Here is a 14,657-nt window from a genome sequence, read left to right as displayed (position 1 = left end):
CGTGAATAGCATGAATAACCGGCAAATTGCCCGCGGAACCGGCAGCTAGCGGTATTTAACCACCACCCACCGCCCCAGGTAGCCCGTAGGCCTCCATCTGCGCCCGGACCTGCGCCACATTGTGCCCAAGTACGACGATGTCGTGGGTCTTGCCTTCGACATCCCGAACGTGGTCGCGCAGCAGGGCCTCTGCCTTGAAGCCGAGGCTTTCGAACAGCGCGATCGCCGCACGCTGGTCGACGGTCATCTGCACCGAGAACTTCTCCAGCCCGGCGCCAAGGGCAATAGCGAACGTCTCCTGCGACAGCGCCCGACCGACGCCCTGCCCGCGCACGTCGAGCGACACCACCATCCGGATCTCGCCGACATGCGGCGACCAGGAGTGCGGATCGCGCACCAGGGTGCCGCAACCGACCACCGTGCCGTCCTTGACCGCGAGCAGGCTCGTGATGTCGCCGCGCTCGATCTCGTTGATCCAGGCCGACAGCACCTTCGGCTGGCTGATGTTGCGCGGCAGGAACAGCAGATCATGCGTCGGCAGTTTCTGTGCGAAGGCCAGCACCGCGGCCTCGTCGGCCCGCTTCATCAGCCGGAACTCGATGTCGCCGGCCTCGGTCTTGACGTGGCGCGGATAGGAGCGTTGTTCGGTCATGTCGATCTCTTGCCCAACCAGGAGTCCAGTTTCGGCCACAGCCGCTTGATTGCATTGGCGCCGGCGACCAGCGAGACGTGACCGCCTTTCAGCATCACCTCCTCCTTGTCCGCCGAGCCGATCTTGGTGATGAGGTGCTTTGCCGCGTCATACGGCACGATGTGGTCGTGCTCGGCGACCGCATGCAGGATCGGCACCTTGATGTTGGCAAGCTTGGCCTCGCGGCCGCCCACCGTCATGGTGTCGTTGTAGAGCTTGTTGTCCCACATCAGGTCTTTGGTGATGGCGCGGAAATACTCGCCGGCGAGCGGCAGCGTGTCGGTCGCCCAGCGGTCGAACATCCGGTACGATTTGACGAACTCGTCGTTCCAGATGTTGTCCCAGAGCTGAATCTGGCCGACGACGCGCGCGGCCGGCCGCAGCATGTCGAACGATTGCAGGATCAGCTCGGGCGGCATATTGCCGGTGCTGTCGATCAGGCGATCGACATCGAAGTAGCGGCGGTCGGCGAAATTCGAGAACAGCTTCATCTCGCGGAAATCGATCGGCGTGGTGAAGCAGATCAGGTTCTTCATCGGCCCATCGTTGAAGATCGAGCCGTAGAGCAGCGACAATACGCCGCCGAAGCAATAGCCGATCACCGAGACGTCCTTTTCGCCGGAATCCTGCTGCACCCGGCGGACTGACTCCGGAATGAAGTCGAGGACGTAGTCCTCCATGCGCAGCGATTTTTCCTCGGGCTTCGGCGCGGTCCAGTCCAGCATGTAGACGTCGAAGCCGCGCTTGAGCAGGAATTCGATGAAGCTCTGCCCCGGCACCAGGTCGAGGATGTAGCCGCGGTTGGTGGTCGCCATCACGATCAGCACCGGCACGCGATAGACTTCGTCGGACAGCGGGCGGTAGTGATAGAGGTTCATGGTGCCGCGTGAATACAGCACGTCCTTCGGTGTCTCGCCGAGCGAGGGACCGGAGCTCGAGAAGTACTCGACGCCCTTGATGCTGCGCTGGATCGCGCGCTGCACCTCGGACTGGACCCGCTCGGAGATCGAGGCGAAATCAAACGGGGTGGGAGCATTCATTTGCTGTCTCCCTCCGACGGCGGGCGCCTGGTGCGCGGCGGCCGTGGCGACGCGCCGTGACCGTCGTCCGGCGCCAGCGAATTGTGATGCACCTGCTGCAGCAGCGTCTTGATCTCGTTGAGCTGGTTCTCCATCGACTGCAGCCGCTCCGCCATGCCGACGAGCTGGGCGCGGCTCGGCAGGTTCATCGCCAGCAGATATTTCTCCATCAGCTCGCCGAGCTGCTTCTGCGCGCCCGCCGCAACGCCGCCGGCTTGATTCATCACCTTCGAGAATTCAGGCGAGCTCATCAGCTGGTTGCCGAAGGAGTTGAACCCCTTCTCCATCTCGCCAATCATCGTCTGCCAGATCACGGCAGGGTCGTTGCCCTTGTCGGCCATGTGGCCCTCCTCCACAGCAATCTCGAGCGCTTGTCGCGCTTCGGTTTGTTTGTGTCATACGACACTGTTGCCATTGATCGGTCAACTGCGCGGCGCGCCCAGCGACGTCGAAGCTCTTCTGCGCTGCGTCAATCCATGGCAGCATGCAGGTTCCTGACCGCGAATCCAGGAGAGGACGCCTGTGACCACGCTCGCCCATCAGTTGCCGCAATTAACCCGCGCGAACGGCATAGACATCTGCTACGAGATATTTGGCGATGCGAATGCGGAGCCGCTGCTTCTCATCATGGGCCTCGGCGCCCAGATGATCCATTGGGACGACGAATTCTGTCGCCGGCTTGCCGCGCGCGGTTTTCGCGTGATCCGCTTCGACAACAGGGACATCGGCAAGTCCTCCCGCATGAGCGGCGGCAAGCGGCTGACTGCACTCGAGCTCATCAAGCTACGCTTTCTGAAGATTCCTGTGGCAGCGCCCTACCGGCTGGCCGACATGGCGCGGGACACGATCGGATTGATGGACGCGCTTGGCATCCGCACCGCGCATCTGGTCGGCGCCTCGATGGGCGGAATGATCGCGCAGGAGGTTGCGATCACCTTCCCCGAGCGCGTCCGCTCGTTGACCTCGATCATGTCGACCACGGGCAATCCGAAGATACCGGGACCGACCCGCGAGGCGACAGCGGTGCTGATGGCGCCGCCGCCGAAGAGCAAGGAGGAGTATTTCACCCGCTACGGCCAGACCTGGAAGGTGTTGCGCAACGGCTCGTTCCCTGAAGACGAGGCGCTGGATCCGGAGCGCGCGCGGCGCACCTTTGAGCGTGGCCTCAATCCGGAGGGCGTCGGCCGCCAGCTCCGCGCCATCCTCGCCTCCGGCAGCCGCAAGGAGCGGCTGCGCAGCGTCAAGGCGCCGACGCTGGTGATCCACGGCACCATCGATCCGCTGGTGCATCCCGAAGGCGGCAAGGACACCGCGGCCTCGATCCCGGGCGCAAAGCTCCTGATGGTCGAGGGCATGGGCCATGCACTGCCGATCCCGATGTGGCCAGAGATCATCGACGCGATCGACAAGCACGCGCACGGGGCGGCGGCAAAGGCGGCGTGAAGCCGGTATCTGCGGGTAACCATGTGAGCCACGAGTGCGTTCTTCCGGGCGCGGCATGGACACTGTAGAGAGCGCTATCCATCGCTCAGCCTCGGGAGCTACCAGATGAAGACCCCTCTCCGGCCACGGACAGCCGTCGCCGCTCTCTTCCTCGCGCTTGCGTCTTCCACCGCGATGGCGGCCACCAGCGAGGCGCAGCAGGAAGCCAACCGCAAGGCGGTGCTGGCCTTCTACGACAAGGGGCTGAATCAGAAGGACGCTGATGCTGCGCTCGCCTATGTCGGCAACCGCTATGTGCAGCACAATCCCGGCGCGGCCGACGGCCCCGACGGCTTCCGCAAATTCATCGGCTTCCTGCGCGAGAAGTTTCCGAACTCGCACAGCGAGATCAAGCGTTCGTTCGTCGACGGCGACTACGTGATCCTGCACGTCCACGCCGTGCGCGAGCCCGGCACCCGCGGCAACGCGATCGTCGACATCTTCAAGCTCGAGGACGGCAAGATCGTCGAGCATTGGGACGTGGTGCAGCCGATTCCGGAAAGTCCGGCGAACAACAACACGATGTTCTAATCGGTTGCTGCCGGATCTGAATCGGTCTTGCGCGGTCTCGGTTCACCTCTCCCCTTCGGGGAGAGGTCGGATTGCGAAGCAATCCGGGTGAGGGCTCTTGCTCTCTCGATACACCGGGACCCCTCACCCGATTTGCTGCGCAAATCGACCTCTCCCAAAGGGAGAGGTGAACTTTCGACGCCGTTCCGGCTCAGCCTAATCTCATCAGGCTTTAGCTCGTGCCAGAAGTTCGGCCGAGCCAGCGCTGGGTCGGGAACAGCTGCCATTGCCAGCGGCGGGCCGCTGCGCCCCACACGCCTCGCGGCATGAACAGCATGATCAGGATGGCGAGCGTGCCGAGCACGACGAGATAGAGGCTGCCGTACTGGGCGAGATATGTGACGAGCCCCCAGAGCAGGAGCACGCCGACCATCGGGCCTTCGATGGTGCGCACGCCGCCGATCACGACGATGAAGATCACATAGGCGGTCCAGTCGGTGACGCTGAAGGCAGCGTCGGGCGAGATGCGCGCCTTCTGCAGGTAGACCACCGCGCCGACCATGCCGGTGGCGAAGGCGACCGCGATCCACAGCAGATGGCGGATCCGCGCGGTGCGGACGCCGACGCTGCGCGCCGCCGCCGCATTGTCACGGCTGGCCGCCAGCGCAAGACCGTGGCGCGAACGGATGAAAGTGTAGATGCCGAGCGTGACCAGCACGGCGAGCAGCAGCGCCAGCCAGTAGACGAGCACATCGCGCGCCGCCGCCGGGCGCAAGCCGAGCAGCGCCTGCACCGCCTTCAGCCCGAACATCTGCGACAACTCGCCGGGCGAGATCGACATCCCGGTGCCGCCGCCGAGCGACTTGAACTGGGCGCAGATCAGCCGCAACGCTTCGGCGGCGACCCAGCTGCCGATCGCGAAATACGGCCCCTCCAGCCGGAACAGCAGCGGCCCGAGCAGTGCCGCGATCAGTGCCGCGAACAACCCGGCCAGCGGGATCGCCGCAACGGGATCGAGCCCGGCCATCACGATGCCGGCGAACAGCGCATAGGCGCCGAGCCCGACAAACGCCTGCTGCCCCACCGACACCAGCCCGCCCCACCCGGCCAGCACGTTCCAGAGCTGCGCCAGCGTCAGCATGGTGAGGACGAAGATCAGGTCCTGGATCAGATTGCGCGATGCGATCGCGGGCAGCGCGGCAAGCACCACCACCAGCACGATGCCGGCCACGGCCGCGATGCGCGATAGGCGCGTGCCGACCCGGATTTGCCACACCGGCAGATCCGCCGGGCACTGCTCCCGGCTTGCCGGGACCGCGATGCTCTCGACGCTCATGTCCGCCTCGCCGGAAAGAGACCGCGCGGCCGCACCATCAGCACGGCAAGAAAGGTGAGATGACCGGCGAGGATCTGCCACTCCGGATTGATCCGGCCGCCGATCGCCTGCGCGAGCCCGAGCACGATGCCGCCGGCCAGCGTGCCCCACAGGCTGCCGAGGCCGCCGATGATCACGGCCTCGAACGCATAGAGCAGCCGCGCCGGGCCGATCGACGGATCGAAGCTGGCGCGGATGCCGAACACGATTGCGGCGATCACCGAGACCGCGAGCGACAGCCCGACCGCGATGGCGTAGACGTTGCGCTCGTTGACGCCCATCAATTGCGCGATAGCGGGATTATCGGCGGTGGCGCGGAAGGCGCGGCCGAGCGAGGTGCGATAGAAGATGAGCTGAAGCAGCGCGACCGCGGCGATCGCCGTCACCAGCGCGGTCAGCGGCGCGAGGCCAACGCTGAGGCCAGGTGCCAGCGTCACCGACGAGGATTCGAAGGCGCCGGCCTGCAACCGTCGGCTGTCCGCGCCATAGCCGAGCAGCAGCCCGTTCTGGATCACGATCGACAGGCCGAAGGTGACGAGCAGCGGCGGCAGGATGTCGTCGCCGAGCACGCGCTCCAGCACCAGCCGTTGCAGCACGAAGCCGAGCACGAACATCGCAGCGACGACCAGCAGGGATGCGGCCGCGAACGGCAGGCCAAGCGCGGTGGTGGCGCTGAGCACGAGATAGGCGGCGAGCAGGATCAGATCGCCATGCGCCAGATTGACCAGGCGCATGATGCCGAAGATCAGCGACAGGCCGAGCGCGAACAGCGCATAGACGCCGCCGAGCAGCACGCCTTCGATGATGGTGTCGAATCCGCTCATCGGTCCCTCATGCTCCGAAATAGGCCGCGCGGATCGTGTCCTGATCCACGTCCTTGGGTCGTCCGCTCAGCGTCACGCGACCTTCCTGCAAACAGTAGAAGCGGTCGGCGGCCCGCAACGCGCGGGCGATGTCCTGCTCGACCAGCACGACTGCGGTGCCGCCTGAACGAATCTGCGGCAGCATGCGGTAGATGTCCTCCACCACGATCGGCGCGAGGCCGAGGCTGATCTCGTCGCACAGCAGGACCTGTGGGTTGGACATCAGCGCGCGGCCGATCGCCACCATCTGTTGCTGGCCGCCCGACAGCGCCGTCACGGCACCGCGCCGACGCTCCCTGAGTACCGGAAACATCCGGTACACCGCGGCGAGATCCCACGGCGCGCTGCGCTCGCCGCCATAGGCGCCGATCAGGAGGTTCTCCTCGACGCTGAGCGACGGGAATAGCTGGCGGCCCTCCGGGACCAGCGCGAGGCCGAGCCGCACGATGCTGGCGGCGGACGCATCGCCGATCGCCCGTCCGCCGAGACGGATGGCATCGGAGCGGTTCTTCACGAGACCCGCGAGCGATTTCAGCATGGTCGACTTGCCGGCGCCATTGGCGCCAATCACCGCGACCGCCTCGCCCTCCGCCAATTCGAAATCGATCCCGAACAGCGCCTGGAAGTCGCCATAGAACGCGTCGAGCGCGGTGACGTTGAGCAGCGCGGTCATGCCGGCACTCCCATGTAGATGGTCTCGACCTCGCGCGAGCGCATCACCTCGGCGGGTGGCCCCTGGGCGACGACCTTGCCGAAGTTCAGCACGACCAGCCGTTGCACCACGGCGAGCAACGCGTGCACCACGTGCTCGATCCAGATGATGGCAACACCTTCGGCGTGGATGGTTCTGATCGTCTCGACCAGCTGATGGCATTCGGCATCGGTGAGGCCGCCCGCGATCTCGTCCAGCAGCAGTGTGCGTGGCCTGGTGGCGAGCGCCCGCGCCAGCTCGAGCCGCTTGCGATCGAGCAACGGCAGGCTGCCGGCAAGCCGATTGGCCTTGGCTTCGAGGCCGGTCAGGTCGAGCATGCGGCCGCAATGCTGCACGGCGTCAGCCTCCGACAATCCACCACCGAACTGAGCTGCGACCGCAAGGTTCTCGAACACCGAGAGATGATCGAACGGTTGCGGGATCTGGAACGAGCGCCCGATGCCCGCGCGGCAGCGCGCCTCGGGCGAGAGACCCGTGATGTCGACACCATCGAGGACGACGCGGCCGGCATCCGGCCGCAGCAACCCGGTAATCAGGTTGAACAGCGTCGACTTGCCGGCGCCGTTCGGCCCGATCACGCCGAGCGCCTCGCCGGACGAAAGGGTCAGGGCGATGGCATCGGCGACGACGATGGCGCCGAACTTCTTCGAGACGGAATGGAGTTCGAGCATATCAGCTCACCGCGTGAATTCGCTGGGAGATGATGCGCGGACATGCCGCGCATCATCAATCGACAATTGCGACGTGCTCGCTAGCTCAACGCCTGCATGTCGCCGCCGAGCGGGATCTGCGGCGCCAGTCTGTTGTCCGTGATCACCATGTCGTATCTGTCGCCGTTGAGCCGCCATTGGCCGCCGACCAGCGGCGTCTTGGCGATGTTCTTCGCCGCGAACGGCGGCACCGCGCTGGAGCCGAACGCGACCTGGCCGACGATCGTGTCGAGCTTGGTGGCGCCGATCGCTTTTGCGAGTGCCGCGCCGTCGCTCGGATCGCCGGAGCGCTTGATCGCGTCGATCGCGACCTCGAACAGCGAATGCACGAAGCCGATCGGCTGGGTCCATTGCTTGCCGGAGGCCTGCGCATAGCCCTTGGCGAGATCGGCGGCGCTGACGCCGCTGAGGCTCGACTTGTAGGGATGCGTCGGCGTCCACCACACCTCGGTCGAGATGTTGTTGCCGCCCTTGCCGAGCGCCTGCACCGACGCCGGAAACAGCAGCGCCTTGGCGACCGACACGACTTTCGGCTTCAGCCCCTTCTGCCGCGACTGGTTCCAGAACGTGGTGAAATCGGGCGGGATGATCACGCCGGTGATGATCTCGGCATCGGCACCGCGAAATGCGGCGATCTGCGAGCTGAAGTCGTCGGTGAGGTTCTGGAAACGGCCGGGATCGGTGAGCTTGAAGCCCTGCTTGGCCATGACAGGCGGGAAGCCGATCGTGGTGTCGCCCCAGGCATTGCCGTCGGCATCGTTCGGAAACAGCGCGCCGACCGATTTGTTGGTCGCGACCTGGCTCCACATGCTGGTGAAGACGCCGATCACATCCTCCAGGCCCCAGAAATAGTGGAACGTGTAGTCGAACGGCTTCCAGCTCTTGGGGTCGCCGGGGTTGGCCTGCCGGCCGATGAAGTTGGTCTGCCACGGCGCCACGGAGGAGATGCACGGCACCTGCTCGAGCTCGCACTGCGTCGCCACCGGATTGTTGGTCTCGGGTGTGGCGCCGACCACGATCAGGCTGACATTGTCGCGGGTGATCAGCTCCTTGGCGACTTCTGCGGCACGGTTCGGGTTCGACTGACTGTCTTTCGTCACCACCTCGACCGGATAGGTCTGCGATCCGACCTTGACGCCGTCCTTGATGAATTTTCGGAATTCACCGAGCACGAAATCGTCGGCTTCGGCGAAGGCCGCGAGCGGCCCGCTCTTCGGCGAGACATAGCCGATCTTGATCGGCTTGTTGGCCGCGCGCGCGGCCGGTGCGAACAACGTCGCGCTGCCTGCGGCGGCGAAGCCTCCGGCGAGGCCCTGCAAGACGCGGCGGCGATCGAAAGACATTGCGTTCAATTGATACTTGCTCATTTTCCCCTCCCTTGGCAGGCCGGCTGTTCACCGGCTGCCGTTCATTTCGTTCTGAAAAAGGATTGCCGACGTCGCGCCGCATCACGCGGCGGCGACGGCCTTCGCTTGCGCGTTGCGGCCGAGGATCTGGCCGAACACCTCGAGCAGCACATCGCTGGCATTGGCCGACGCCTCCTTGGCGCGCCAGGCGACATACATGTCGGGACGCACCAGCACGCAGCCGTCCTCGTCGACCTCGCTCTGGCGATACCAGTCGGCATAGATGTCGAGCGCATCGCAGCCCTGCGGCCCGATCGTCACCACATCGACCGGCAGGCCATAAGCCTTCTCGACCGCGGCGGCGGCCGTCTTCCAGCCGTCGCCGCCGATTCCGGTGAGCAGCGTGAAGCGACCCTTGCCGGTGAGATCGAGCGTCGACTTGCGCTCGCCCTGATGCTCGACCCAGATATGCGGCAGATGCGCGCCGGGCCAGGTGGTGGCCTGATAATACAGCTCGTGATCCCTGGCGAACGCCGGCATCGGCGTGCCGTCGGAGACCACGGCGGTCGAGGCGTAGCGCTGGTTCAGTTCGACGCCGTGGCAGTTGAACTCGTAGCTCTTGTTGGCGATCGCCTCATAGAGCTTCTTGCGGCGCGCCTTGCCTTCGGCGGTCGGCGCCTTGCGCGCGGCGATCGCCTTGCGCGCTTCGGCCGGATCGGTCGAGGCGACGAGGCCCACGGCCTCGAAGATCGGCGGGAAGTCGCCGATGCTCTGGTTGGCGCGGGTCACGATCTGCTTGCCGACCGGCTGGCGTTCGGCCGAATAGGTCTCGAGCAGCGACGGCGCCGCATGGCCCTCGAGCACCAGCTTGAGCTTCCAGCAGAGATTATAGGCATCCTGGATCGAGGTGTTGGAGCCGAGGCCGTTGGTCGGCGGGTGGCGATGCACGGCATCGCCGACGCAGAACACGCGGCCGGACGAATAGTGGCCGGCATACATCTCGTTCACGGTCCAGGTCGAGGTCGAGCGGACCTTGACCTCGAGCGTCTCGTCGCCGACGAGGTTGCGCACGATCGAGATCGCCTCGTCGTTGGAGAGCTTGCGCTCGCCCTGCTCGATGTCGTAGCCCCAGATGATCAACCATTCGTTCCACGGCCGCACCATGCGGATCAGGCCGGCGCCGATGCCGCCGATCTCGGCGCCCGGCTGCAGCACCCAGTACAGCACGCTCGGCCGGTGCGCGACGTATTTGCTCAAATCCGCCTGCACGATGATGTTCATGCTGCCGGCGCGGCCCATCTGGCCCTCCATCGGCAGCCCGATCACTTCGGCGACCCGGCTGCGGCCGCCATCGGCGCCGATCAGATACTTCGCGCGGATCTGATAGGTCTCGCCGGACAGGCGGTCCTTCACCGTCGCGGTGACGCCGTCGGCATCCTGCAGCAGATCGACGAACTCGGTGTTGAAGCACAGCGATGTGCCGCGCTGGCCGGCGGCCTCGATCAGGATCGGCTCGAGGAAATTCTGCGGCAGGTCGCAGATGCGCGCGGGACTGGCGAGGTCGTAATCCGCCTTGCGCGAAGGATGGTTGCCCCAGGAATACAGCCGGCCGAACTCCTCGCCGGCGAGACTTTCGCAGAACACATTGTTGGCCATCAGATGCTGCGGCACCGCCTGCGCGACCGCCTTCTCCTCGAGCCCGAGATCGCGCAGCACCTCCATCGCGCGCTGGTTGGTGATGTGGGCGCGCGGCGTGTCGGCCAGCCAGCCATATTTGGTCACCAGGATGTGCTTGACGTCATACATGCCGAGCAGCGCCGCCGCCGTCGCGCCGGCCGGGCCACTGCCGACGACAAGCACGTCGGTCTCAACAGGTTTGCTGGTCATGGTCCTCTCCTTGGTCGTGTTGTTGGTTGTGATCGTTATTCCGCGGCCATCATCGGCTGCGGCACCAGGCCTGCGCCGGGCTTCATCTGGAAGTCGTAGGTCATCAGGTGCCACGGGCCGGAGACCCGCTCGCCGTTCGGCAGCACCGGCTCGCTCTTCGGCTCGACGCGGGCGATCAGCTCGTCCTTGACGCCGAACACCACGTCGCTGCGCAGATACTCGTCGCCATCGAGGAAGACGTGGGTGATCAGCGGCTCGTAGCCCTCGGCCTTGACCAGGAAGTGCACATGCGCCGGCCGCATCGGATGACGTTTCGTGGCGGTGATGAGATCTCCGACCGGGCCATCGGTCGGGATCGGATAGCTGCACGGCAGGATGGTGCGGAACGAGAAGCGGCCGTCGGCATCGGTGACGAAGCGCGCGCGCAGCGATGGACCGTGCGCCGCGTAATCCGCCTTCTGCGAATCGTAGAAACCGTCATCGTCGGCGTGCCAGACGTCGATCTCGGCGGCGGCGAGCGGCTTGCCGGCAAGGTCGGTGACGCGGCTCTGCACGAACATCGGCTCGCCGTCGATGCCTTCGGAGATGTTCGCGCCGTGCGGCGTGACGCGGTGCTCGCCGACATAGAACGGCCCGAGCACCGTGGTCTCGGTGGCGCCCTCGCGCTCGCGGTGATTGACCGCATCGACCAGCATCGAGACGCCGAGCACGTCGGACAGCAGGATGAATTCCTGGCGCAGCGGCGTGCAGGTCTGGCCGGTGCGGGTCAGGAATTCGATCGCCTGATTCCATTCCTCGAAGGTGAGCTCGGTGCGACGCACCAGATCGTGCAGCGACTTGACCGTCTCCTCGATGAGAAACTTCAGCCGCTTGTTCGGCGTGTTGGCGAAGCTGCGGATCACCTCGTCGGTGAGATCATGCTCGTTGAAATTGGCCATCGTGTTGTCCCTTGATCTTGAGATGTCAGTGCTGCGCGGGCGCGTCGCCGCGCCAGGCCGCCGCGATCAGGTCCTGGATCGCGACGCGCTCCACAGGTCTTGGATTGGCATAGGGGCTGCGCACCGCCATCTCGGCGGCGCGCGCGATGCCGTCCTCGGACATGCCGATGTCGGCCAGCCGGCGCGGCAGGGCGAGCCGCTGCGCGAGATCGAACAGCCCTTGCGGCGCATCCGTCGTGCGCAATGCGCGCGCAACTCGCGTCATCGCGTCAGGCGCGGCGGCGGCATTGTAAGCGGCCGCATGCGGCAGCACGATCGCGTGGGTTTCGGCGTGCGGAAGGTTGAACATGCCGCCCAGCACGTGGCAAAGCTTGTGGTGCAGCGACATCCCGACCGCGCCGAGGCATACGCCGCACAGCCAGGCGCCGTAGAGTGCATCGCGCCTCGCCCCGGGATCGGCAGGCTCAGTCATGATGCGCGGCAGTGCGCGGGCAAGCGCGGCGATGCCTTCCTCCGCCATCAGCGAGGTCAATGGATTGGCGTCGGGTGCATACAGCGCTTCGACCGCATGGGCGATCGCGTTCAGGCCGCTGGCGGCGGAGATGTGAGCGGGCAGGCTGACGGTGAGATCGACATCGTAGATGACAGTGTCGGGCACCAGATCCTGGGACTGCTGCGTGGTCTTGATGCCGTTCGTGGTTTCGCCGAGGATTGGCGTCATCTCCGATCCGGCATAGGTAGTCGGGACAGCGATGTGCGGCAGCCCGGTGCGCAGCGACAGCGCCTTGCCGAGCCCGACCGTCGAGCCGCCCCCGATCGCAACCAAACCGTCGATGTCGCGGGATTCAACGATGCGAAGCGCTTCGTTCGTGACCTCGACCGGCGTGTGCATGCGCGCGCCGGCAAACGTTCCTGCGAGCCTGTCACCGAGGCCCGCACCAAGCCGGCGTCCGAGATCCTGCTGCTCGGGCGTGGTCAGCACCAGCGCCCGCTTGATGCCGAGGCGCTCGGTCTCCTCGCCAAGCCGCGCCGAGGTGCCGGCGCCGAACACCACGCGATATTGCTGCGAGCAATAGGCAAAGGCGCCCTGACCGGTATCACCGGCCCCCACGATCGGCGGGCATACGGCATCGGACGCTGCGATGCTCATGGCATTTCTCCCAGCCGGCGGACCGGCAAATTTCACCTTGTTGGGAGAAAGCTAGCGGCAGGCGGCGGTCGCGGGCCTGCACGAAACCGGAGAGAATCTGCACAAAACCGGAAAAATCGTCAGCCCGGATGCGGCGGGCAGCGCCCCTCGCCTGCCCCCGTCCGCCACGCGCTAATGGCTGCGCCGGTATCGCCCGGGCGTCACGCCGGTGAAGCGGCGGAACATGCGCGTAAAATGCTCCTGGTGGGAGAAGCCGCAGGCCAGCGCGATGTCGGCGAGGCTCTGCGTCTCGTCGGCAAGCAGCGCCCTGGCGCGCTCGATGCGCAGATTGAGCACGTATTGGTAGGGCGAGACGCCGCTGGTCGCCTTGAACAGGCGCACGAAATATTCGGTGCTGCGGCCGCACAGCTCCGCCAGCTGGTCGAGCCGGATGTCGGTATCGAGATTGGCGTCGACGAATTCGCGGATCCGCGCCATCTGCCTGTTGCTGAGCAGGTTCGGATGCTTGCCGGCCTCCACGCTCGGCTTGTGGAAATTGATCGCGACAAAGCGGTTGGCGATCGCCTGCGCGATCGGATCGACGAACAGCGACGAGGCCGGCAGGCCGCCGGTGATGGTCTCGCCGATCGCCGCGGCGAGATGCTCCAGCACGGCGTCCTGATCGCCGAGCATCGGCGCCAGCCCGCTGATCAGGCTGGACGCCCCGTCCTGCCCCGCGAACAGGTCGGACCGCAGATAGATGTGGGTGGATTCCAGCGCCTCACGCAAAACCACGTTGCAGGTGTGCCCCGCCGGCAGGAAGAACACACCGCCGCGCGGGATCTGCCGGGCGACCGACTTGCCGTCCATCACATAGGTGATGTCGACCGGACCGCCGCGATGCAGCACCATCAGATTGTCCGACAGCGCGTGGAAATGCCCGTCAAACGGCCGTTCGCGCTGGACCGAGGCAAACGCCGACGACCAGCCGAGCCCTTCGCTCGAGCCGCGGAAATCGGCCTGAAAGCGGTTCAGGATCCCGTGCGTCTCCTGCACCCCAAAATTCGACGTCGCCTGCATCCGGCAGTCCAAGGGCTCGAGGCTTCACGTGCCGTTTAAGTGAAACCCAACAGCCATGGATTTTCAACACAATCGAACCGGCGGCTCCCCGCGGCGACCTTGCTGCGTCGCAATAGCTGGGCTTCTATTCCTTGACCGCAAGCCAGATCACGTGCCGTACACCGCGGCCGCGACCCGCGGCACGGACGGCAATCTCGTTGACCGCGAACCCGGCCCGGGACAGCGATTTCGGGAACCTGGCATTCGGACCTGACGACCAGACGGCAAGCACGCCGCCGCGCCGCAACGCGGCGTTTGCGACCTGGAGGCCGGAGACGTCGTACAGCGCGTCATTGGCCTTACGTGTCAGCCCCTCCGGCCCGTTATCGACATCGAGCAGGATGGCATCGAAGCTGCGCGGATGGCGCGCGATCACGTCAGCAACATCCGCCTCCTCGATTCGCACGCGCGGATCGTTCAGGCTGTCGCCGAAGATCTCGGCCATCGGGCCTCTCGCCCAGGCGACCACGGCCGGCACCAGTTCGGCCACCACGATCCGCGCATCCGCTCCGAGCACGGCGAGCGCAGCCCGCAGCGTAAAGCCCATGCCGAGGCCGCCGATGAGAAAATGCGGCCGTGCGACCTTGTCGATCCTCTTCGCGGCAAGCGTCGCCAGCGCCTCTTCCGAGCCCGACAGGCGGCTGTTCATCAGCTCGTTGGTGCCGAGCATGATCGAGAATTCGCGGCCGCGCCGCATCAGACGCAATTCACCCTCGGTGCCGGGAATGCGCGCAGTATCGATCTTTTCCCACGGAATCATGCGGCGGCTTGTAGCATGGCCGGCACCATGGCCGTAGCCCGGATGGAGCGCAGCGC

Annotated in this window: 15 protein-coding genes; 2 read left to right on the top strand and 13 right to left on the bottom strand. The window is 65.7% G+C overall.

Annotation, left to right across the window (positions count from 1 at the left end):
* Positions 1–55 precede the first annotated feature (55 nt).
* From QMZ05_RS07185 to QMZ05_RS07175, 3 genes are read right to left on the bottom strand one after another with little or no spacing between them, the layout of a single operon-like run.
* Positions 56–652: a GNAT family N-acetyltransferase gene (locus QMZ05_RS07185; protein WP_074130324.1), complete on the bottom strand. Its 597-nt coding sequence runs from the start codon at positions 650–652 to the stop codon at positions 56–58.
* Positions 649–1,731, bottom strand: coding sequence for an alpha/beta fold hydrolase (locus QMZ05_RS07180; RefSeq protein WP_353700157.1), 1,083 nt, complete (start codon positions 1,729–1,731; stop codon positions 649–651). Before QMZ05_RS07180 ends, QMZ05_RS07185 begins: the two co-directional genes overlap by 4 nt.
* On the bottom strand, positions 1,728–2,111 hold the full coding sequence (locus tag QMZ05_RS07175) for a hypothetical protein (protein ID WP_353700156.1): 384 nt from the start codon (positions 2,109–2,111) through the stop codon (positions 1,728–1,730). The genes QMZ05_RS07180 and QMZ05_RS07175 overlap by 4 nt, the downstream gene beginning before the upstream one ends.
* Positions 2,112–2,292: 181 nt before the next feature.
* Here QMZ05_RS07175 and QMZ05_RS07170 point away from each other — a divergent pair, with 181 nt between their 5' ends.
* The gene (locus tag QMZ05_RS07170) at positions 2,293–3,213 is read left to right on the top strand and encodes an alpha/beta hydrolase (protein WP_353700155.1); all 921 of its coding nucleotides are present in this window, start codon (positions 2,293–2,295) and stop codon (positions 3,211–3,213) included.
* Positions 3,214–3,387: 174 nt separating this feature from the next.
* Positions 3,388–3,783, top strand: a complete 396-nt coding sequence (locus QMZ05_RS07165; RefSeq protein ID WP_353700218.1) for a nuclear transport factor 2 family protein — start codon at positions 3,388–3,390, stop codon at positions 3,781–3,783.
* 211 nt (positions 3,784–3,994) lie between these two features.
* Here the strand turns inward: QMZ05_RS07165 and QMZ05_RS07160 are convergent, their stop codons facing one another.
* The 10 genes from QMZ05_RS07160 to QMZ05_RS07115 all read right to left on the bottom strand — a co-directional run bounded on the left by QMZ05_RS07160 (position 3,995) and on the right by QMZ05_RS07115 (position 14,601).
* Positions 3,995–5,098, bottom strand: a complete 1,104-nt coding sequence (locus tag QMZ05_RS07160; RefSeq protein WP_353700154.1) for a branched-chain amino acid ABC transporter permease — start codon at positions 5,096–5,098, stop codon at positions 3,995–3,997.
* Positions 5,095–5,961: a branched-chain amino acid ABC transporter permease gene (locus QMZ05_RS07155; protein WP_353700153.1), complete on the bottom strand. Its 867-nt coding sequence runs from the start codon at positions 5,959–5,961 to the stop codon at positions 5,095–5,097. Before QMZ05_RS07155 ends, QMZ05_RS07160 begins: the two co-directional genes overlap by 4 nt.
* A 7-nt stretch (positions 5,962–5,968) precedes the next feature.
* Positions 5,969–6,673 (bottom strand): ABC transporter ATP-binding protein, encoded by a 705-nt coding sequence (locus QMZ05_RS07150; protein ID WP_353700152.1) that lies wholly within the window; start codon positions 6,671–6,673, stop codon positions 5,969–5,971.
* On the bottom strand, positions 6,670–7,383 hold the full coding sequence (locus QMZ05_RS07145; RefSeq protein WP_353700151.1) for an ABC transporter ATP-binding protein: 714 nt from the start codon (positions 7,381–7,383) through the stop codon (positions 6,670–6,672). The genes QMZ05_RS07150 and QMZ05_RS07145 overlap by 4 nt, the downstream gene beginning before the upstream one ends.
* An 80-nt stretch (positions 7,384–7,463) precedes the next feature.
* Positions 7,464–8,765, bottom strand: a complete 1,302-nt coding sequence (locus QMZ05_RS07140) for an ABC transporter substrate-binding protein (RefSeq protein WP_353700217.1) — start codon at positions 8,763–8,765, stop codon at positions 7,464–7,466.
* Between the two features lie 105 nt (positions 8,766–8,870).
* The gene (locus QMZ05_RS07135) at positions 8,871–10,655 is read right to left on the bottom strand and encodes an FAD-dependent monooxygenase (protein ID WP_353700150.1); all 1,785 of its coding nucleotides are present in this window, start codon (positions 10,653–10,655) and stop codon (positions 8,871–8,873) included.
* Between the two features lie 35 nt (positions 10,656–10,690).
* Positions 10,691–11,593, bottom strand: coding sequence for an intradiol ring-cleavage dioxygenase (locus tag QMZ05_RS07130; protein ID WP_353700149.1), 903 nt, complete (start codon positions 11,591–11,593; stop codon positions 10,691–10,693).
* Between the two features lie 25 nt (positions 11,594–11,618).
* Complete coding sequence (locus QMZ05_RS07125) at positions 11,619–12,743, bottom strand: maleylacetate reductase (RefSeq protein WP_353700148.1); 1,125 nt, start codon at positions 12,741–12,743, stop codon at positions 11,619–11,621.
* A 171-nt stretch (positions 12,744–12,914) separates the two neighbouring features.
* The gene (locus QMZ05_RS07120) at positions 12,915–13,802 is read right to left on the bottom strand and encodes an AraC family transcriptional regulator (RefSeq protein WP_353700147.1); all 888 of its coding nucleotides are present in this window, start codon (positions 13,800–13,802) and stop codon (positions 12,915–12,917) included.
* Positions 13,803–13,926: 124 nt separating this feature from the next.
* The gene (locus QMZ05_RS07115; protein WP_353700146.1) at positions 13,927–14,601 is read right to left on the bottom strand and encodes a spermidine synthase; all 675 of its coding nucleotides are present in this window, start codon (positions 14,599–14,601) and stop codon (positions 13,927–13,929) included.
* Positions 14,602–14,657: the final 56 nt, after the last annotated feature.

Source organism: Bradyrhizobium sp. INPA03-11B, assembly GCF_040446015.1.
In the GTDB taxonomy this organism is placed as follows: domain Bacteria; phylum Pseudomonadota; class Alphaproteobacteria; order Rhizobiales; family Xanthobacteraceae; genus Bradyrhizobium; species Bradyrhizobium macuxiense_A.
This window is presented reverse-complemented; position numbering and strand designations above follow the sequence as displayed.